The organism is Stenotrophomonas nitritireducens (genome assembly GCF_001431425.1).
Lineage (GTDB): Bacteria > Pseudomonadota > Gammaproteobacteria > Xanthomonadales > Xanthomonadaceae > Stenotrophomonas > Stenotrophomonas nitritireducens.
The window spans coordinates 13,354-32,678 of the sequence record NZ_LDJG01000009.1 but is presented as its reverse complement, the minus strand read 5'-3'; the positions used below and the strand labels follow the sequence as shown (position 1 = coordinate 32,678).

Annotated in this window: 19 protein-coding genes; 2 read left to right on the top strand and 17 right to left on the bottom strand. The window is 64.7% G+C overall.

Features of this window, described 5'->3' with window-relative positions; genetic code table 11:
• Nucleotides 1-229: 229 nt before the first annotated feature.
• From ABB22_RS07620 to ahpC, 3 genes are all read right to left on the bottom strand, one after another.
• Complete coding sequence (locus ABB22_RS07620; RefSeq protein ID WP_057505174.1) at nt 230-1,135, bottom strand: LysR substrate-binding domain-containing protein; 906 nt, start codon at nt 1,133-1,135, stop codon at nt 230-232.
• Nucleotides 1,136-1,319: 184 nt separating this feature from the next.
• Entirely contained in the window at nt 1,320-2,912 is a 1,593-nt protein-coding gene (ahpF, locus tag ABB22_RS07615; RefSeq protein ID WP_057505173.1) for an alkyl hydroperoxide reductase subunit F, read from the bottom strand.
• Between the two features lie 184 nt (nt 2,913-3,096).
• Complete coding sequence (gene ahpC, locus ABB22_RS07610; RefSeq protein WP_055771875.1) at nt 3,097-3,660, bottom strand: alkyl hydroperoxide reductase subunit C; 564 nt, start codon at nt 3,658-3,660, stop codon at nt 3,097-3,099.
• A 303-nt stretch (nt 3,661-3,963) separates the two neighbouring features.
• On the opposite strand from ahpC, the gene prmC reads away from it, so the two are divergent.
• On the top strand, nt 3,964-4,812 hold the full coding sequence (prmC, locus tag ABB22_RS07605; RefSeq protein WP_055771872.1) for a peptide chain release factor N(5)-glutamine methyltransferase: 849 nt from the start codon (nt 3,964-3,966) through the stop codon (nt 4,810-4,812).
• A gap of 245 nt (nt 4,813-5,057) precedes the next feature.
• The gene (locus ABB22_RS07600) at nt 5,058-5,279 is read left to right on the top strand and encodes a SymE family type I addiction module toxin (protein WP_055771869.1); all 222 of its coding nucleotides are present in this window, start codon (nt 5,058-5,060) and stop codon (nt 5,277-5,279) included.
• A 112-nt stretch (nt 5,280-5,391) separates the two neighbouring features.
• Here the strand turns inward: ABB22_RS07600 and ABB22_RS07595 are convergent, their stop codons facing one another.
• The 14 genes from ABB22_RS07595 to ilvG all read right to left on the bottom strand — a co-directional run bounded on the left by ABB22_RS07595 (nt 5,392) and on the right by ilvG (nt 19,291).
• Nucleotides 5,392-5,832: a hypothetical protein gene (locus ABB22_RS07595; RefSeq protein ID WP_152984078.1), complete on the bottom strand. Its 441-nt coding sequence runs from the start codon at nt 5,830-5,832 to the stop codon at nt 5,392-5,394.
• Nucleotides 5,833-5,919: 87 nt separating this feature from the next.
• Nucleotides 5,920-6,447 (bottom strand): hypothetical protein, encoded by a 528-nt coding sequence (locus tag ABB22_RS07590; protein ID WP_152984077.1) that lies wholly within the window; start codon nt 6,445-6,447, stop codon nt 5,920-5,922.
• A gap of 105 nt (nt 6,448-6,552) precedes the next feature.
• Complete coding sequence (locus tag ABB22_RS18145; RefSeq protein ID WP_152984076.1) at nt 6,553-7,071, bottom strand: hypothetical protein; 519 nt, start codon at nt 7,069-7,071, stop codon at nt 6,553-6,555.
• An 87-nt stretch (nt 7,072-7,158) separates the two neighbouring features.
• Nucleotides 7,159-7,590 (bottom strand): hypothetical protein, encoded by a 432-nt coding sequence (locus ABB22_RS18140; protein WP_152984075.1) that lies wholly within the window; start codon nt 7,588-7,590, stop codon nt 7,159-7,161.
• Between the two features lie 82 nt (nt 7,591-7,672).
• Nucleotides 7,673-8,404: a hypothetical protein gene (locus ABB22_RS18135; protein ID WP_152984074.1), complete on the bottom strand. Its 732-nt coding sequence runs from the start codon at nt 8,402-8,404 to the stop codon at nt 7,673-7,675.
• 409 nt (nt 8,405-8,813) lie between these two features.
• Entirely contained in the window at nt 8,814-9,659 is an 846-nt protein-coding gene (locus ABB22_RS18130; protein ID WP_152984073.1) for a DUF2726 domain-containing protein, read from the bottom strand.
• 286 nt (nt 9,660-9,945) lie between these two features.
• Nucleotides 9,946-11,295 (bottom strand): NADP-specific glutamate dehydrogenase, encoded by a 1,350-nt coding sequence (gene gdhA, locus ABB22_RS07585; RefSeq protein ID WP_055771863.1) that lies wholly within the window; start codon nt 11,293-11,295, stop codon nt 9,946-9,948.
• 75 nt (nt 11,296-11,370) lie between these two features.
• Nucleotides 11,371-12,432: a 3-isopropylmalate dehydrogenase gene (leuB, locus tag ABB22_RS07580; RefSeq protein WP_055771860.1), complete on the bottom strand. Its 1,062-nt coding sequence runs from the start codon at nt 12,430-12,432 to the stop codon at nt 11,371-11,373.
• 110 nt (nt 12,433-12,542) lie between these two features.
• Nucleotides 12,543-13,121 (bottom strand): 3-isopropylmalate dehydratase small subunit, encoded by a 579-nt coding sequence (leuD, locus tag ABB22_RS07575; protein ID WP_055771857.1) that lies wholly within the window; start codon nt 13,119-13,121, stop codon nt 12,543-12,545.
• A complete protein-coding gene (leuC, locus tag ABB22_RS07570) occupies nt 13,121-14,539 on the bottom strand; it encodes a 3-isopropylmalate dehydratase large subunit (protein WP_055771853.1) in 1,419 nt (472 codons plus the stop codon). The genes leuD and leuC overlap by 1 nt, the downstream gene beginning before the upstream one ends.
• A gap of 36 nt (nt 14,540-14,575) precedes the next feature.
• A complete protein-coding gene (locus ABB22_RS07565) occupies nt 14,576-16,129 on the bottom strand; it encodes a 2-isopropylmalate synthase (protein ID WP_425477792.1) in 1,554 nt (517 codons plus the stop codon).
• Entirely contained in the window at nt 16,126-17,175 is a 1,050-nt protein-coding gene (locus tag ABB22_RS07560; RefSeq protein WP_235504338.1) for a threonine dehydratase, read from the bottom strand. Before ABB22_RS07560 ends, ABB22_RS07565 begins: the two co-directional genes overlap by 4 nt.
• Before the next feature lie 147 nt (nt 17,176-17,322).
• Nucleotides 17,323-17,580 carry an ACT domain-containing protein gene (locus ABB22_RS07555; RefSeq protein WP_055771848.1) on the bottom strand — a complete coding sequence of 86 codons (258 nt, stop codon included), beginning with the start codon at nt 17,578-17,580 and terminating at the stop codon, nt 17,323-17,325.
• On the bottom strand, nt 17,564-19,291 hold the full coding sequence (gene ilvG, locus ABB22_RS07550; RefSeq protein WP_055771845.1) for an acetolactate synthase 2 catalytic subunit: 1,728 nt from the start codon (nt 19,289-19,291) through the stop codon (nt 17,564-17,566). The genes ABB22_RS07555 and ilvG overlap by 17 nt, the downstream gene beginning before the upstream one ends.
• Between the last annotated feature and the right edge of the window lie 34 nt (nt 19,292-19,325).

Below are 19,325 nucleotides of genomic sequence, written 5' to 3'. Positions count from 1 at the left end.
CGCCCGGCGGGGTTTGCGTGGTAATGCCCCAGCGGGGCGTTGCCCCGCTCTACAAGGAATGGGGTGCTGCGGCTCTGTAGCGCCGGGCAGCGCCCGGCGGGGTTTGCGTGGTAATGCCCCAGCGGGGCGTTGCCCCGCTCTACAAGGAATGGGGTGCTGCGGCTCTGTAGCGCCGGGCAGCGCCCGGCGGGGTTTGCGTGGTAATGCCCCAGCGGGGCGTTGCCCCGCTCTACAAGGCCAGCAGGTCCGGCGGCAGGCCCTGGAAGATGCCTGCCAGCTGCTGCAGGAAGTCGCCCATGGCCGAGCTGCGGCGCCAGACCATGGCGATGCGCCGGCTGGGCGCATCCGCGCCGGCGAAGCCGAGCAGGCGGATGTTCTCCGAGCGCGCGACCGGCGGCTTCACCGCCAGCATCGGCAGCAGGGTGACGCCGACATTGGCCGCCACCATCTGCCGCAGCGTCTCCAGGCTGGTGGCCTGGAACTCGGATTTCTCCAGCGCGCCGGCCAGGTGGCAGACATCCAGCGCCTGGTCGCGCAGGCAGTGGCCGTCCTGCAGCAGCAGCAGGCGCTGGTCGGCCAGGTCGGCCATGGTCAGCGTGGCATGCGCGGCCAGCGGGTGGCTTTCCGGCGCGGCCAGCACGAAGGGTTCCTCGAACAGGAATTCGGTATGCAGCTGTTCGTCGCCCAGCGGCAGCGCCAGCAGCGCGGCGTCGAGCTGGCCGTTGCGCAGCTGGGCTAGCAGCACGTCGCTTTTTTCCTCGACCAGCAGCAGTTCCAGCTGCGGAAAACGCTCGCGTATCGTCGGCACCACGTGCGGCAGCAGGTACGGCCCCAGCGTGGGGAAGATGCCCAGCCGCACCGTACCGGCCTCGGGGTCGCGACTGCGGCGCGCGGCCTCCTTCATCTGCTCGATCTCGGCGACGATGCCACGCGCGCGCGCCGCCGCTTCGCGCCCGGCGGGGGTCAGCATGACCTTGCGCGGCGCGCGTTCCACCAGCGGCACGCCCAGCTCTTCCTCCAGCTTCTTGATCTGGGTGGAGAGCGTGGGCTGGCTGACGAAGCAGGCGGCCGCGGCGCGGCCGAAGTGCTTGTGCTCGGCCAGCGCCACCAGGTATTTGAGGTCACGCAGGTTCATTTCGACGGCCTCGCAACAGCGGACATGATCGTAGGAGCGGCTTCAGCCGCGAAGGGGCCTGCCCATTGAAACCCGGCAGGCGCAGGGTGTGGGCTGTGGCGGCGGGGTCAGTGCGAAAGCCTCATCGCGGCTGAAGCCGCTCCTACCAAGGAGGATGCCGCCGGGTGGCCGGCGGCATCGGGGTTCAGGCGGTCTCGGCCACCGCCGCGGCAGGCTGCGGCGCCGACGTGCGGATCAGATGATCGAACGCGCTCAGCGCGGCGGTCGAGCCGGCGCCCATGGCGATGATGATCTGCTTGTACGGCACCGTGGTGCAGTCGCCGGCGGCGAACACGCCCGGCACGCTGGTCTGGCCGCGTTCGTCGATCACGATCTCGCCGCGACCGCTCAGCTCCACCGTGCCACGCAGCCACTCGGTGTTCGGCAGCAGGCCGATCTGCACGAAGATGCCTTCCAGCTCTACCCGGTGCGAATCGCCGCCGACGCGGTCGGTATAGGCCAGGCCGGTCACCTTCTGGCCGTCGCCCAGCACCTCGGTGGTCTGCGCGTTGAGCACCACGGTCACGTTGGGCAGGCTGTTGAGCTTGGCCTGCAGCACCTGGTCGGCGCGCAGCTTGCTGTCGAACTCGAACACGGTGACATGGCTGACGATGCCGGCCAGGTCGATGGCCGCTTCCACGCCGGAGTTGCCGCCACCGATCACCGCCACGCGCTTGCCCTTGAACAGCGGGCCATCGCAGTGCGGGCAGTAGGCCACGCCCTTGTTGCGGTACTCGTTCTCGCCCGGCACGTTCATCTGCCGCCAGCGCGCACCGGTGGAAAGAATCACCGACTTCGACTTCAGCGACGCGCCGTTTTCCAGCTGCACTTCCACCAGGCCATCGGCACCGGCCGGCACCAGCCGGGTGGCGCGCTGCAGGTTCATGATGTCCACTTCGTACTCGCGCACATGCTGTTCCAGCGCCGCGGCCAGCTTCGGGCCCTCGGTGTGCTGCACCGAGATGAAGTTCTCGATCGCCAGCGTATCCAGCACCTGGCCACCGAAGCGCTCGGCCGCCACGCCGGTGCGGATGCCCTTGCGCGCGGCATAGATCGCCGCCGCCGCGCCGGCCGGGCCACCGCCCACCACCAGCACGTCGAACGCCTCCTTGGCGTTGATCTTCAGCGCATCGCGCGCCGCCGCGCCGGTATCGAGCTTGGCGACGATCTGCTCCAGCGTCATCCGGCCGGAATCGAACATCTCACCGCCCTGGAACACCATCGGCACCGCCATCACCTGGCGCTGCTCCACTTCCTGCTGGAACGCGCCGCCCTCGATCACCGTGGTGCTGATCTTCGGGTTGAGGATCGCCATCAGCGCCAGCGCCTGCACCACGTCCGGGCAGTTGTGGCAGGTCAGCGACATGTACACCTCGAAGGCGAACTCGCCGTCGACCGCCTTGATGCTGTCGATCACTTCCGGCGCGACCTTCGGCGGGTGGCCGCCGGTCCACAGCAGCGCCAGCACCAGCGATTCGAACTCGTGGCCCAGCGGCAGACCGGCGAAACGCACGCCATGGCTCTGGCCTTCGCGGGCGATCACGAACGAGGGCGTGCGCGCATCGGTGCCGGAGGTATCCAGCGCGATCTTGCCGTCGCCGGCGGCGACGATGTCATCCAGCAGGCCGCGCATCTCGGTGCTGGCGGCGCTGTCGTCGAGCGAGGCCACCAGGCGCAGCGGCTGGCGCAGCAGGCCCATGTACTGCTGCAACTGGGTCTTGAGGGTGTCGTCGAGCACGGCGCAACTCCTTGTTCGAGGCAAAACGGGGGGAGGGCGCGGTTGCGGCAGGCAACGCGCCGGGAAAGTAGGGGTGAACCGGAGCCGACTGCAGGCTGGCTGGCGTGCCGCGGCTGGCGGGCGGCAGAGGACTGCGGTTCACCCCCACGCCCGCCGCAGGGGCGGGGTGGGAGCGAGGGACGGCTTAGATCTTGCCGACCAGGTCCAGCGACGGGGTCAGGGTCTTCTGGCCTTCCTTCCACTTGGCCGGGCACACTTCGTTCGGGTGCGCGGCGGTGAACTGGGCGGCCTTCAGCTTGCGCAGGGTCTCGGACACGTCACGGGCGATCTCGTTGGAGTGGATCTCCATGGTCTTGATCACGCCTTCCGGGTTGATCACGAAGGTGCCGCGCAGGGCCAGGCCTTCTTCCGGAATGTGCACGCCGAAGGCGTTGGTCAGCTGGTGGGTCGGGTCGCCGACCAGCGGGAACTTCGCCTTGCCCACGGCCGGCGAGGTTTCGTGCCACACCTTGTGCGAGAAGTGCGTGTCGGTGGTGACGATGTAGACCTCGGTGCCTGCCTTCTGGAACTCGGCATAGTTCTCGGCCGCGTCTTCGATCTCGGTCGGGCAATTGAAGGTGAAGGCCGCCGGCATGAAGATCAGCACCGACCACTTGCCCTTCAGGCTTTCCTCGGTGACTTCGATGAACTTGCCGTTGTGGAAGGCGTTGACCTTGAACGGCTGGACCTGGGTGTTGATAAGGGACATGGAACTTCCTCTTGGTTGAAGGGACGGGTGGTGAACCGTGGAGCACAGGCTAATAGGCAATGCCTAATAAAACAAATGAATTGAATGCATCGTATCAATAGATATTGACTATTGATTCAGCCTGCCAAGCAGGCCCTGACCCCGATATCGGGCGCTTTTCCGGCTTTCCAAGCCGGCGCGCCCGCCAAACTGAACGGGCAGGCATAGGCAGGCTCGATCCCGGCCGGCACCGCTGCGGTAGGCAGCGACAGGCCGGGTGACTATCCTCCCGGTCCCGGAAACGTCCCGCGAAGAGGTAGTGAAGTGTCCAGCCCGAAGGTTGCCGAGCTGTTGCGGGAAGGCGCCGCCACGCTGCCTGGCGAGGACGCCCGCCATGAGGCCGAACAGCTGCTGCTGCACGTACTGGGCGTGGATCGCGCCTGGCTGTTCGCCCACGCCACCGCCCCGGTGGACGACGACGCCCGCCAGCGCTTCGAACTGCTGCTGCAGCGCCGCGCCGAAGGCCACCCGCTGGCCTACCTCACTGGCCACCGCGGCTTCTGGACCTTGGACCTGCAGGTCAACACCGCCACCCTGATCCCGCGCCCGGAGACCGAACTGCTGGTCGAACAGGCACTGGCGCGGCTGCCGGCCGACCACATGGCGCGCGTCGCCGACCTGGGCACCGGCAGCGGCGCCATCGCCCTGTCCATCGCCAGCGAACGCCCCCTGGCCACGGTGATGGCCACCGACCTGCTCGGCCCCACCCTGGCCGTGGCGGTGAAGAACGCCCAGGCCCACGGCCTGGACAACGTCTGGTTCCGCCGCGGCCACTGGTACGCCGCGCTGGGCGCGGACCGCTTCGACATGATCGCCAGCAATCCGCCCTACATCGCCGCTGGCGACCCGCACCTGCAGCAGGGCGACCTGCGCTTCGAACCGCCCCCGGCCCTGGCCTCCGGCGCCGACGGCCTGGACGCCATCCGCGAAATCATCACCGGCGCCCCCGGCCACCTCGTCCCCGGCGGCTGGCTGCTGCTCGAACACGGCTGGGACCAGGGCCCGGCTATCCGTGCGCTGCTGGAGCAGGGCGGCTTCACCGAGGTGGCAACCGTGCAGGACCTGGAGCAGCGGGATCGGGTAACCCTGGGGCGGCTGCGGGGGATTTCCTGACGTTGACCCTGCCGGAAGGCAGTGTTTAGATCCTGCGCAGGTGCTGAACACACCTTCGTAGGCGGAAGCCACTCCCGACAGCTCAGTGGCTTTTTTGTACCCCGCGCTTTCTATGGCCGGGTGGCGCGCAGTCATGCAAGACCCGAAAGGGAAAAGCTGCGGGCGGCCCTACGACCGTGTTCAAGCACCCGGCCGCCTCTCTGAACAGGAGGCGAAATAGACAGAACGAATCGTAGGAGATCGTCATGACCGAACAGACCGAACCCCGGTTTACGTCGCGCATCCTGAAAGTCGGCTGCCAGTATTACGAGAGCCGGGCCAAGGAAAAGGACCGCCGCTTCAAGACCCGACAGGTACCGTACCTGCGGCTCTGCGGCGACTGGTTGGAGGCCGCCGGCCTCAAAGTCGGCCAGAACGCGCGGGTGATAGTGACTCGGCGCGGGATAGTGATTGCCGCTGAGGAATAACCTTGCTTGATGCCATGGGCGGACGAAAGCCGCCCATGGCATTTGTCGATGTGAGCCTAATGCGCGGTGCCGGGATTAGGCCGTGCCGCGAAGTGTCGGCTTGAATGAATTGTTAGGCTTCGCCGGACGCACACTCATACACACTCCTTGCTAGTGCTGAGATCGCTTGCGTGATCCTAGTCCTGGGCGTGTACCTCTGATGCTTGTTCTTCAGGAAGACATGTAGGGCCTGATCCGACCAGGTGGCCAAGTCAGTCTCGAGCTTTGGGAACGGCTCATGGGCAAGCCTGTTACGCAGCCTATTCAACTGTTCCGAGAACTCCAGTGCTTCTGTTAGACCTTTGTCCCTTTCAGTCACGGTTGCAAGCGCCTTGAGCTTCTCGTGGAATGACAGCTTTTTGATCTGCTGCTCAGTCAATAAAAGGCGTGTGCGCAGGCACTCTGAAAGCATGACCTCCAGCAGTAGGTGGCCTTTCAGCAAGATCAGCTCAGTTTCTCGATAGCGATCAAGATTTGACCAAACTGCCCAGTCGATAAGTGGTGGTGGAATCACAGGCAGGTGCCGCTCGTGAGGCCTGACGCTTGAACTAAGCCGCGCCGCGAAGCGGCATCGGATTGAATGAATTGTTAGGCGCGTGCCTCATGGCTTGCCGTCGAGACGCGCCTGCGTGATTACCCGCTGATCTGCCCGCAACTGCTCCCGGCCAGAGTCGTCGGCCGTAAGCGAGCTTTGATACTTGCCGGAGAGCTGAACAACTTGACACTGAAGCTTGTGAACAGTGACAAGCCTTGCCTCAAGCTCTGCCTGAGAGAACGAGGAGCAATCTATGTCTAACGAGGAAGCGCCCTCAGCAAGCTGATTGGCCTCTGCAAGGTCTGCGTTCCACTGGGACAGCCAATGCGTTGTGGCGCCCGAGTGAAAATTGCCCTGAGCAGCGGCGAGCCTCGTGCGAGATTTTTTTGCCAGCTCCAGGAGCGGAATTAGGTCTTGGATGTCGGATCGCAATGTGCTTTCCATGCGACGGAGTTCTAAGCGAAGATCAAGTGCTTTAAGTTCGCCAGTGCGATGAAACGCCAAGACTGCAACTATGGCACCTGCGATGCCAGTGATTGCACCTATGATTCCTGCGATTGCTCCGATGTAGGCAAGCCAACTTTGCTCTGACATGTTTTGGCCACGCGGGTGTGACTGTTTAGCGTCTAACGCCTGAATTAAGCCGACCCGCGAAGCGGGCTCGGCTTGAGTGAATTGTTAGGCCGCGCCTTGTAAAATCTAAAGAAGAAGCTGTGCGTTAGTTAGAGAGACAGTGCTATCGGTTGCTCGCTCAATTTCACCGATCACTGTAACCGGGGTTTCCTTTTTGAGGTACGCCAACTCCTTGTAATCTGCTAGAGCAACATAACAAATGATCAATCCCGGTGTTCCAGGGCCGAAATGAAGGCTCAAACGAACAGTATCGTTGGCTGACTTCTCGATGTTGAAGATCCGGGTTTCCCATCTGATTGAGACGCCTTTGAAGCGTTCGTTTATCGCTTCAATTTGCAGCGGTGGCGCGTCTCTAAATTCTGCTACGACCTGCTCAAACGTAAGTGGGGCTATGCGCGTTGCAGTTGTAGTTTGTACGGTCTGCTCAATCGCTGCCGGAGACGGCGCGACATGCACTGTGATATGGCTAGCTTCTTTCGGTTTCGAAAATTTTCGATAAATAAAGGTAACAACACCAACAACCAGCGCCAGTCCTGCTCCATCAAAAAGCCAAGATTTGTTGGCAGAGATGAACTCAAACATCATGGTCCTCTGAGATTTTAATGGCGGTCTAACGCTTGAATTAAGCCGCGCCGCGAAGCGGTGTCGGCTTGAATGAGTTGTTAGGCATCATCACGTTAGCAGTGCAATGGAAGCAACAATAAAAGAAGCAGCTGCTGCAATGAGGGCAGCTACGGTTTGCATGCTCCATGACCGTTCTTGTCTCGCCATTTCAGCAACAAACTCAAGGAGCGCAGTGACGTGCTCTGTTGGCAACGGTGGCTTTTTTACGGACGGGTCCTCTCCCTCCACATATTGCAACGCATAGCGCAGATGCAAACTGTAAGGGGCTTGTTTCCCTCCTGGCTTTGGGTTCTTCGCTTTTCGAAATAGCGATTTGTAATTGTCTAGCACCTTTACCAGCGCATCCTCATCAATTGATAAGTCCCGTGATAACCCGTTGGGCGTGCGCTGTGAGTACTCTCCAACAGCCAAGTTGGAAATCAGTGCTACGAGCATATCCAAGTCGTGGTAGTACCTGTTCCTTAGCCAGCCAATTGCCATGATGGCTCCAATGATGCCTAACGCCTGAATTAAGCCGCGCCGCGAAGCGGTGTCGGCTTGAATGAATTGTTAGCTGCGTTCTTTACGTAGGGATCTTAATTGATCGACGGATATTCTCGATGACGGGATTCCACAGTACGCCTTCCGCCTCTCGATAAGACAGCGTAATAGAGATTTCTCGGGTCGGAGTCATGGCCTTTATTTGCTCCACTGCAACCGGCCCGCCTTCTCCGCCCAGACGCCGATAACGGAAAACAAGTGCTGGGTGGCCAGAAATCAACTCCCGAGTTGTTGTCGCGCCCGGCTGCATGTCTTGGTTCTGTTTAGCCATAGGCCCAGACATGATCTGAACCAGTTCCTGCGCAACTGCGGCCACCTCCGCGTCACTAGCCGCGAGCAATTCGGCGGGTGGGATTGATGTGGGCACAATCTCTTTAACCCGAACGGCTGCATAAGTCGTTGTCGGGCGTGAAGTGTAAGCAACAAGGAGCCGTGAGCCGTCAGACCCAGTGTCTAAGCCCTCGTTTGACATGAGTGCATTGGCTGTTGTTCGAATCGCGGTTGTGAGTGCCTCTGGCAGCGGCTCCCATTGCAGTGGAACATCAATTTGCAGGCCGCCACTCAGCGTGAGCCGTTCGAACCCTTCCGTCGGTTTCGGCTGTTGATTTGTCGCCTCGATCAAGGAAGCCGCGTGATTGGATGCGTTGCGCGGATTCTTGACAGAATCGACGGCCATATGTCCAGTAATAGAAAAAACGACTTTGATCGCGATGAATACTGCAATTGCTACGACAATGTTTTTCAGTGTTTTCACATTCTCCCCCTGTGGGCTAGCAATGATGTGGCCTGCCTCGGTTCAGTAGCCAGAAGCAGCTAACGCCTGAGTTAAGCCGCGCCGCGAAGCGGCGTCGGCTTGAATGAATGTGTTAGATCGCATGCCAGTAGTCCAAGCTAGGTCGTCCGCCACCACAACGCGGGCAACGCCGATGGAAGATGTCGCTGCCATTGGCCCCGTACTCCAGCTTGCAACTGTCACAGCGTAGAACGTAGATCTTTTGCAAGTGATCGGTTCCCGGCAGGTCTGTGGCGCGCACCGTGACCTGGTCATTCTTGTTGCGGTAGCCAGGAACCGTTGTGCCTTTAGATGCCGCCATTGCCCCTCCAATGCGGTCTAACGCTTGAATTAAGCCGACCCGCGAAGCGGGTTCGGCTTGAATGAATTGTTAGGTGGATGGCTTAAACACATGATCCAATTGCCTAAATACCCCATCAAGATCATCTTTGATGTCAGCAGTTGTGAAGACCTTAAGCGGAACGCCTGCCTCTGCGCAAACGTTTCTCTTCATCGCATCAACCTGTCGCTGCTCCACAGTTTTGTGAAATTCATGACCATCAATCTCTATGAATAGGGGCTTTCCGGATGCGGCGTTGTATACGAAAAAATCTATCCTTCCGCGATGACCAATATTGTTCTTGTCTTCATACCGGAAGGTTCTTTGGCCACATGAGTCTCCGGCCAGGGAGAACCGATGAACTTCTGGGATAAGGGCTGGGGCGTCATCACTGTAGTATCTTCGCAGCCACTCTTTGTAGAAGAGTATTTCTAAGTGGCTTTTTGATGCGAGACTCAGAAGTTGTTCAAGATTCTCGCAGTGCTTTGCATGGGGGATGTACTCATTGACGTGAGATACCGTAAATGCTGATTGCAAAGGAGGAAGTGCGGTGGTTTTGATTCTCCTGCCTGATCCTTTTGAAATATCCCAGCCAAATCGGATATCGGCTAGCTGATCCCTTCCTTGATATGTTCTTACGTCTTGGATCAGCAGCTTTATCTGATTTATAGATCGGCTAGAAATTCTTTGGGCAAGATGGTTCTTGCAATAGGCTTGAAATTGAGGATCAGCAATTTCTTGAACAGAAATCTCTCGCGGCCCCCTCTCAACCCAGGCTTTGAAGATCTCAAAGAATTGATCAGTACTCCAGATTTTCTCCGTTCTCAGGACGGCATCGCAGAAGGCTGATAGGCATCCGTCTTTGCTCTTACTAACCGTCGCCATAAGTTTGTTCATCCACCTAACGACTATTCGACCGCCTAATCGCGGCGTTGCCCAAGTGTCCTGCTTTCTGGCACTAATGTGAAGATGCAGTGATGTCAGAAATATCAGTGGCTTGGAGGAGATGAGCGGTGTGGTGCGGTTCCGAGGCCGGCGGTAAATACCGCGCGTTTGCGGCCATATCGGTTACACCCCCGAGTTGCTCGACATAACGCAAGCGCTCATTCCCTCGAAGGAGTGTGTTGCATGGATCGGGTACGCAGTGTCCCTTCTTCCACGCAGAAGAAGGGACGAGCAAACCTCAATACAACCCCTGCGCCAACATCGCATCAGCAACCTTCACGAACCCTGCGATATTCGCGCCATCCACGTAGTTGACGCTGCCGTCCGCGCGCTTGCCATGCTGCACGCAGTTGGCGTGGATCTCCTTCATGATCACGTGCAGGCGTTCGTCCACGTCGGCGTGGCGCCAGGACAGGCGCAGCGCGTTCTGGCTCATTTCCAGGCCGGAGGTGGCGACGCCGCCGGCGTTGCTGGCCTTGCCGGGGGCGTACAGGGTGCCGGCCTGCAGGAAGACGTCCACCGCTTCCAGGGTAGAGGGCATGTTGGCGCCTTCGGCCACGCACAGGGCGCCGTTGTGCACGAGGGTGCGGGCGTCGGCTTCGTCCAGTTCGTTCTGGGTGGCGCAGGGCAGGGCGATGTCGGCCGGGATGTGCCAGGGGCGGCGGCCTTCGAGGAACTCGAAGCGTTTGTCGCCGGCCAGTTCGGACAGGCGGCCGCGGCGTTCGTTCTTCAGCGCCATCACGTCCTGCATGCCTTGTTCGTCGAAGCCGTCGCGGGCGTAGAGGGTGCCGCCGGAGTCGGAGAAGGTGAGGACCTTGCCGCCGAGTTCGGCGGCCTTGAGCGCGGCGAACTGGGCGACGTTGCCGGAGCCGGAGATCAACACCCTGGCGCCGTGGGTTTCGCGGCGGGCGTGGTGCAGCATCTGTTCGACGAAGTACACGGTGCCGTAGCCGGTGGCTTCCGGGCGCATCAGGCTGCCGCCGTAGGCTAGGCCCTTGCCGGTGAACACGCAGGCGGCGTCGTTGCTGAGTTTCTTCATCATGCCGGTCATGAAGCCGACCTCGCGCGCACCCACGCCGATGTCGCCGGCCGGCACGTCGGTGTCCGGGCCGAGGTGGCGGTACAGCTCCAGCATCAGCGCCTGGCAGAAGCGCATCACCTCGCCCTCGCTCTTGCCTTTGGGGTCGAAGTCCGAGCCGCCCTTGCCGCCGCCCATGGGCAGGGTGGTCAGGGCGTTCTTGAAGGTCTGCTCGAAGGCCAGGAACTTCAGGATCGACAGGTTCACCGAGGGGTGGAAGCGCATGCCGCCCTTGAACGGGCCGATGGCCGAGCTGTGCTGCACGCGGAAGGCGCGGTTGACGTGGGTGCGGCCGCTGTCGTCGGCCCAGGCCACGCGGAACTGGATGACCCGTTCCGGTTCCACCAGGCGCTCGAGCAGGCCATGCCGCGCGTACTGCGGGTGCTGCTGCAGGAACGGCCAGAGACTGTGGGTGACTTCCTTGACCGCCTGAAGGAACTCGGGCTGGTAAGGATCGCGGCTGGCGACGTACGCCAGGAACTCATCGGGACTACGGTGGTTCAAGGGCATTCCTCCTGAAGGTGGGGAAGGGACAGCAAAAGGACAGCCGGAACGAAAACGCGGCCCGTAGGCCGCGTCATGGAGTCATTGCAGGCGGGCGAGAACCGCCTGCGCCGCCTGGGATGTGGAAAGCGCTCGTCCCTGCGCGGCGAGGTCGGCGGTGAACAGGCCATCGTCCAGCGCGGCGGCTACCGCCTGCTCGACGGCCGCGGCTTCGGCCTCCAGCCCCAGCGAGTGGCGCAGCAGCATGGCCGCGCTGAGGATGGTGGCGTAGGGGTTGGCGATGCCCTTGCCGGCGATGTCCGGCGCCGAACCGTGGATCGGCTCAAAGATGCCGACCTTGCCCTGCTCGCCCAGCGAGGCGGACGGCAGCAGGCCCAGCGAACCGGCCAGCATCGAGGCCTCGTCGGTGAGGATGTCGCCGAACATGTTCTCGGTGACGATCACGTCGTAGGCGCGCGGCTTGGCGATCAGGTGCATGGCCATGGAATCGACCAGCTGGTGTTCCAGTTCAACGTCCGGGAATTCCTCGCGGCCGATGCGCGCGGCCACATCCCGCCACAGCCGCGAGGTCTCCAGCACGTTGGCCTTGTCCACCGAGGTCAGTTTGCCGCGGCGCTGCTGCGCCAGGCGGAAGGCGCTGCGCAGCACGCGCTCGATCTCGGTGACGGTGTAGCGGCACAGGTCGCTGGCGCTGTCGGCGTCGCGGGTCTTGTCGCCGAAGTAGATGCCGCCGGTCAGCTCGCGCACGACGACGAAGTCCACATCCGTGAGCAGCTCGGCCTTGATCGGCGAGGCGTGCAGCGCGGCGGGGTGGGTGCGCACCGGGCGCAGATTGGCGAACAGGCCCAGCGCCTTGCGGATCGCCAGCAGCCCCTGCTCGGGGCGCACCTTGGCGTTGGGGTCGGACCACTTGGGCCCGCCGACGGCGCCGAGCAGCACGGCGTCGGCCTTGCTGCAGGCTTCGAGCGTAGCGGCCGGCAGCGGCTCGCCGTGCTTGTCGATGGCGATGCCGCCGATGTCGTGTTCGGCGAAATTGAAGTCATGGCCGAAGCGGTTGGCGATGGCCTTGAGCACGTCTACCGCGGCGACGGTGATCTCGGGGCCGATGCCGTCACCCGGCAGTACGACGATGTTGGCTTGCATGGGGTCTTCCAGTGGTCTTGTTGTTCGTAGGAGCGGCTTCAGCCGCGATGGGGCTTTGCCGGGAAGGCTTCTTCGCGACTGAAGTCGCTCCTACAGGAGCAGGGGGCAGGTCAGGCGTGGCGTTGGCTTTCGTACCGCTCGATCTCCGGTACGCGGCCCAGCAGCCAGCCCAGCTGGTCCACGCCTTCCAGCAGGCAGGTCTGCGAGAAGCCGTCCAGCGGGAAGGCATAGACCTTGCCGGCCGGGGTGCGCAGTTCGCGTGTGGCCACGTCGATGGTCAGCTCGTCGTCCGGGCGCTGCATCAGTTCCTGCACGTCGGCCTCGTCCAGCACGATCGGCAGCAGGCCGTTCTTCAGCGAATTGCCGCGGAAGATGTCGGCGATCTCGCTGCTCACGATGGCCCGCAGGCCCAGGTCGGTCAGTGCCCACGGCGCATGCTCGCGCGAGGAGCCGCAGCCGAAGTTGCGGCCGGCCAGCAGGATCGAGCGGCCCTCATTCTGTGGCTGGTTGAAGGCGAACTCCGGGTTCGGCGAACCGTCGGCCTGCCAGCGCCAGTCGTTGAAGGCGTTCTTGCCCAGGCCGGCGCGCTCGGTGGTGGACAGGAAGCGCGCCGGGATGATCTGGTCGGTGTCGATGTTGGTCTGGCGCAGCACCACGCTGCGCGAGCTCAGGGTACGGAAACCGGCCATCACGCCACCTCCTGGTTGAACAGTTCGCGCGGGTCGGCGACCTTGCCGTTCACCGCGGCCCAGGCCGCGCTCAGCGGCGAGGCCAGCAGGGTGCGCGAGCCCGGGCCCTGGCGGCCCTCGAAATTGCGGTTGCTAGTGCTCACCGCCAGCTGGCCCGGTGCGACCAGGTCGCCGTTCATGGCGATGCACATCGAGCAGCCGGGTTCGCGCCATTCGGCACCCGCGGCGCGCACGATCTCGTGGATGCCTTCGGCCTCGGCGTCGCGCTTGACGATCTCCGAGCCCGGCACCACCAGCATGCGCACGCCCTCGGCGACGCGGCGGCCGCGCAGCACCTGCGCCACTTCGCGCATGTCGCTCAGGCGGCCGTTGGTGCAGGAGCCGACGAACACCACGTCCACCGGCGTGCCGGCCAGCGCGTGGCCGGCGGCGAACTTCATGTAGTCCAGGCCCTTCTGCGCGGCGGCATCGTTGGCTGCCGGGATCGGTGCGTCCACCGCGATGGCGGTGCCCGGGTGCGTGCCCCAGGTCAGGGTCGGGCGGATGTCGGCGGCGTCGATGCGCACGTCCACGTCGAAGCGCGCGCCCTCGTCGCTGCGCAGCGTCTTCCAGTAGGCGACCGCCTTGTCGAAATCGGCGCCCTTGGGGCCGCGCGGGGTCCTGGCGACCCAGTCGAAGGTGACCTGGTCCGGCGCCACCATGCCGGCGCGCGCGCCGGCCTCGATGGACATGTTGCACAGGGTCATGCGCTGTTCCATGTCCATCGCCGCGATGGTGGAACCGCCGAATTCCAGCACGTGGCCGGTGCCGCCGTTGACGCCGATCACGCCGATGATGTGCAGCACCACGTCCTTGGCGCCGACGCCCGGCGCCAGTTCGCCATCGACGGTGATCGACATGGTTTTCGCCTTGCGCTGCAGCAGGCACTGCGTGGCCAGCACGTGGCCGACCTCGCTGGTGCCGATGCCGAAGGCCAGGGCGCCGAACGCGCCGTGGGTGGAGGTGTGGCTGTCGCCGCAGACAATCGTCATGCCCGGCTGGGTGAAACCCTGTTCCGGCGCGATGACGTGCACGATGCCGCGGCTGCTCGAGGCCATGTCGAACAGCTCGATGCCGTACTCGGCGCAGTTCCTGGCCAGCATCTGCACCTGCGCTTCGGAGGCCTTGCTCGCGTAGGGCAGCTTGCCGTCGGCGCCGGCCGGCAGGGTCGGCGTGGAGTGGTCCATCGTCGCCTTGGTGCGGTCCGGGCGGCGCGGCGCGAGGCCGCGCCCGCGCAGTTCGGTGAAGGCCTGCGGCGAGGTGACCTCGTGGATCAGGTGCAGGTCGATGTACAGCACGGCCGGCGCGCTGTCGCTTTCGGGGACGACGACGTGCGCGTCCCACAATTTGTCATACAGGGTCTTGGGTGCGGAGCTCATTGCGTCTTGTTCCGTTGCCTGGTGGGGCCGTCGCGCTCAGGCGCTGACGGCTTCCTGGGTCTTGCTGCTTTCGCGCTGGCGCAGCAGGCGGTTGGTGACGTCCAGCCAGGCCAGTGCGCTGGCCTCGATGATGTCACGGCTGGTGCCGGTGCCCTCGTAGATGTTGCCCTCGTGGCGCACGCCGAGGTTGGCCTCGCCGCGCGCGTCGGCGCCGATGCCCACGCTGTGCACGTGGTAGCTGTCCAGGGTCAGCTGCACGCCGGTAGCGGCCGACAGCGCCGAGAACAGCGCATCGACCGGGCCGTCGCCCTGCGCGGTCTCGGCCACGCGGTTGCCTTCCGGGTCGGACAGCTCGACCAGCGCGTTGGCGCGGCTGCCGACGTCGCTGATGGTCATCGACGCCAGGCGGTAGCCGTCGCTGCCGGAGTTGCCCTGCATCAGGGTCTGCAGGTCGGCGTCGGTGACCACGCGCTGCTGCTCGCACAGCGCCTTGAACTGGTCGAATACCAGCTTCAGCTCTTCCTCCTCCAACCAGTAGCCCAGCGCACGCAGGCGCGCTTCGACCGCGGCGCGGCCGCTGTGGCGGCCCAGCACCATCTGCGAGGACTCCCAGCCCACGTCTTCCGGGCGCATGATTTCGTAGGTGTTGCGGTTGCGCAGCATGCCGTGCTGGTGGATGCCCGATTCGTGCGCGAATGCGTTGGCGCCGACGATGGCCTTGTTGCGCTGTACCGGCATGCCCACCAGGCGCTGCAGCAGCTGCGAGGTCGGCACGATGCGGCGGGTGTCGAAGCCGGTGTCGAAGTTGTAGAAGGCGTTGCGCACCTTCAGCACCATGGCGATCTCTTCCAGTGCGCAGTTGCCGGCGCGCTCGCCGATGCCATTGATCGAGCCTTCCACCTGGCGCGCGCCGCCTTCGATGGCGGCCAGCGAATTGGCCACGGCCAGGCCCAGGTCGTTGTGGCAGTGGGCGCTGAAGATCACCTTGTCGGCGCCGGCGGCGTTGCCGATGACGTGCTGGAACATCGCGCGGATCTCATCCGGCGTGGTGAAGCCGACGGTATCGGGCAGGTTGATGGTGCGCGCGCCGGCGGCGATGGCGACCTGCGCCACCTCGGTCAGGAAGTCCAGCTCGGTGCGGGTGGCGTCCTCGGCCGAGAACTCGACGTCGTCGATGTAGCCGCGCGCCATCGTCACGTGCTTGTGCACCGATTCCAGCACCTGCTCTTTGCTCATGCGCAGCTTGTGCTCGCGGTGCAGCGGGCTGGTGGACAGGAATACATGCAGGCGCGGCTTGGCGGCCGCTTCCAGCGCCTTGGCCGAGGTCTCGATGTCGCCGGGCAGGCAGCGCGACAGCACCGCCAGCACCGGCTCGCGTACCTCGCGGCCGATCAGGGCCATGGCCTCGCGGTCGGATTGGGAACTTGCCGGGAAGCCGGTTTCGATCACGTCCATGCCCAGCTCGGCCAGGGCGCGCGCCATCACCAGCTTCTGCGGTGGGGTCATGCTGCAGCCCGGTGACTGTTCGCCATCGCGCAGGGTCGTGTCGAAGATGGTAATTCGGGGGGTATTGATGGTTGGAGTAGTCACCAGAGGGTCTCCTCGACAGCGGGTGCGATGATGTTGGAATGTTCGTTTCGGGAGGGCCGCGGCGCGTTGGGGGCGACGCGGCTTCTAAGTCGTTCGGCGTTGCGCCGTCGCGGCTTGCGCGGCGGGCTGGGGCGCACTTCGGACAGCAGCGTGGACAGCACGGCGGCGTCGATGTTGCCGCCGGAGACCACCGCGCACTTGCGCTTGCCGGCCACGCGGCGGCCGGCGGCCAGCGCCAGCGCGCCGGCGCCCTCGGCGATGACGTGCTCTTCCAGCGCCAGCCGCACCAGGGTCTCGCGCAGTTCGGCCTCGCGCACGATGACCACGTCATCGAGCAGGCTGGCGCACAGGCGGCGGGTGAGGAAGCCGGGGATCTTGACCTTGACGCCGTCGGCCAGGGTGGCGACCGGCGCGATCTCGCGCACGTCGCCCTTGATCGCGCGGGCCATCGAATCCACGCCCTCGACCTGCGCGCCGATGATGCGCACGCCCTGCGATTTCAGCGCCAGCGCGACGCCGGAGGCCAGGCCGCCGCCGCCGATCGGCACGATCACCACGTCAGGCGCGTGCGGGGCGAGTTCGATGCCCAGGGTGCCCTGGCCGGCGATCACGTCCGGATCGTCGAACGCGGACAGGAAGCGGTAGCCGTTCTGTTCGGCCAGTTCGCGGGCGAAGGCGTAGGCCTCGTCGTAGCTGTTGCCGTGCTGGCGCACGGTCGCGCCCCAGTGCTGCACGCCGGCGATCTTGGTGGCCGGCGCGCCGTGCGGCATCACCGTGATGGCCTGCACGCCGAGGCGGAACGAGGCCCAGGCCACGCCCTGGGCGTGGTTGCCGGCCGAGGCGCAGATCACCGGGCGCTCGTCGCCGCGCTCCAGCGCGGCCAGCATGGCGTTCAGCGCGCCGCGCACCTTGTACGAGCCGGTGCGCTGCAGGTTTTCGAGCTTGAGCCAGGTGCCGAAGCGCTCGGCGTAGTGCAGCGGGGTGGGCGGCAGGAAGCGGCGCAGGCGTGCCTGCGCGGCCAATACGTCGGCGACGCTGACGTTCATGTCGCCAGCGGCGGGTGCAACGGCGACGGGACGGCCACGGTCAGGCATGTACGTGGCCATGGCCCGGCGTGCGCGGCGGGCGTCGAAGAAGACGCCTCCGCGGCCGGTGGTGACGGGGGGATACCGGTACGTCGCCTACATCGGGGTTCATGCCGCTACCCCGGCGTGGTCCAGCGCCACGATCCGCACCGACTCGCAGTCATAGACCTTCTCCAGCTGCCGGCACAGGGTTTCCGGCGGGCGTTCGCCGCTCACTTCCATCTGCACGTGCCAGCGGCCGGCACCGGTGGCCTCGCGGCTGCCGGCGATGTTGCGCGGGGAGAAGCCCCGGCGTTCGACCATGCCCAGCACGCGCAGCAGCGCGCCTTCGGCGGGCGTCAGCACCAGGTCAAGCCGGTATTGCATTGGAACTCTCCTGAGTGGCCTTGGCGTGGGCGGGGTTGCCTTCCAGCATGGTGCTGTTGGCGTTGTTCGGCGGCACCAGCGGCCACACGTTGGCGCGTGCGTCGATGGCCACGTGCAGCAGCGCCGGGCCGGGGGTGTCGAGCAGCGCGGCCAGCGCGTCCTCGACATCGGCGCGCTGGGTGATGCGCGTGGCCGGGATGCCGAACACCTGCGCCAGCGCGGCGAAGTCGGGGTTGTCGGACAGGTCGATCTCGCTGTAGCGCTCGGCGAAGAACAGTTCCTGCCACTGGCGGACCATGCCCAGCGAGGAGTTGTCCAGCAGCACGATCTTCACCGGCAGGCGGCAGCGGGCGATGGTGACCAGCTCCTGCACGTTCATCATGAAGCTGCCGTCGCCGGAGACCAGCACCACGGTGCGGTCCGGACAGGCGAACTGCGCGCCCATCGCCGCCGGCAGGCCGAAGCCCATGGTGCCCAGCGCGCCGGAGGTCAGGTGGTTGCGCGGGTGGTTGAAGCGGCAGTGCTGGGCCACCCACATCTGGTGCTGGCCGACGTCGCAGGCGATGACGGCATCGGCCGGGGCCACTTCGCTCAGGCGCTTGAGCAGCGCCGGCGCGTAGATGTCCTGGCCGGGCGCGTCGTAGCGCGCGGCGAACTTCTCGCGGTTGGCGGCGCAGCGTGCGCGCCAGCCGTTGCAGTTGCCGCGGATGCCGGACAGCGCGCGCAGGCCGGCCTTGAGGTCGCCGGGCACGCCGATGTCGGCATCGCGCAGCTTGCTGATCTCGTAGGCGTCGGCATCCAGGTGGATGACGCGCGCGAACGGCGCGAACTCGGTCAGCTTGCCGGTGGCGCGGTCGTCGAAACGGGCGCCGACCACGATCAGCAGGTCCGACTCCTGCACCGCCATGTTGGCGGCGCGGGTGCCGTGCATGCCCAGCATGCCCAGGTACTGCGGGTGGTTGGCCGGCAGCGCGCCCAGCCCGCGCAGGGTCAGCACGGTGGGAATGCCGGAAGCCTCGACGAACTGGCGGAAATCCTCCACCGCCTCGGCCAGGGCGATGCCGCCGCCGCCGTAGATGACGGGCTTTTCGGCCGCGGCGATCATCTCCACCGCCGCGGCCAGGCGCTGCGCGTCCGGCGCCGGCACCGGATCGACCGATGCCGGCACGTGGTCGGGCAGGTGCGTTGCATCGGCCAGCTGCACGTCCTTGGGCAGGTCGATCAGCACCGGCCCCGGGCGGCCCTCGCGGGCGACGCGGAACGCCTCGGCCACCACCTGCGGCAGGTCCTCGACGCTGCGCACCAGCCAGCTGTGCTTGACGATGGGCATCGTCATGCCGAACACGTCCAGTTCCTGGAACGCATCGGTGCCCAGCAGCGGCGTGCCGACCTGGCCGGTCAGGCACACCATCGGCACCGAGTCGAGCATCGCGTCGGCGATGCCGGTGACCAGGTTGGACGCACCCGGGCCGGAGGTGGCCACGCATACGCCGACTTTGCCGCTGGCGCGGGCGTAGCCATTGGCGGCCAGCGCCGCGCCCTGCTCATGGCGCACCAGGATGTGCTTGAGGGTGGAATCCACCAATGCGTCGTAGAACGGCATGATGGTGCCGCCCGGATAGCCGAACAGCGTCTGCACGCCTTCGGCCTCCAGGGCCTGCGTCAGCCAGCGTGCGCCGTTGCGTGGCGCGCCGTGGACGGGAGTGTTCATGCAGCGACCTTGACCTTTGCTCTGTGCGGGTGGG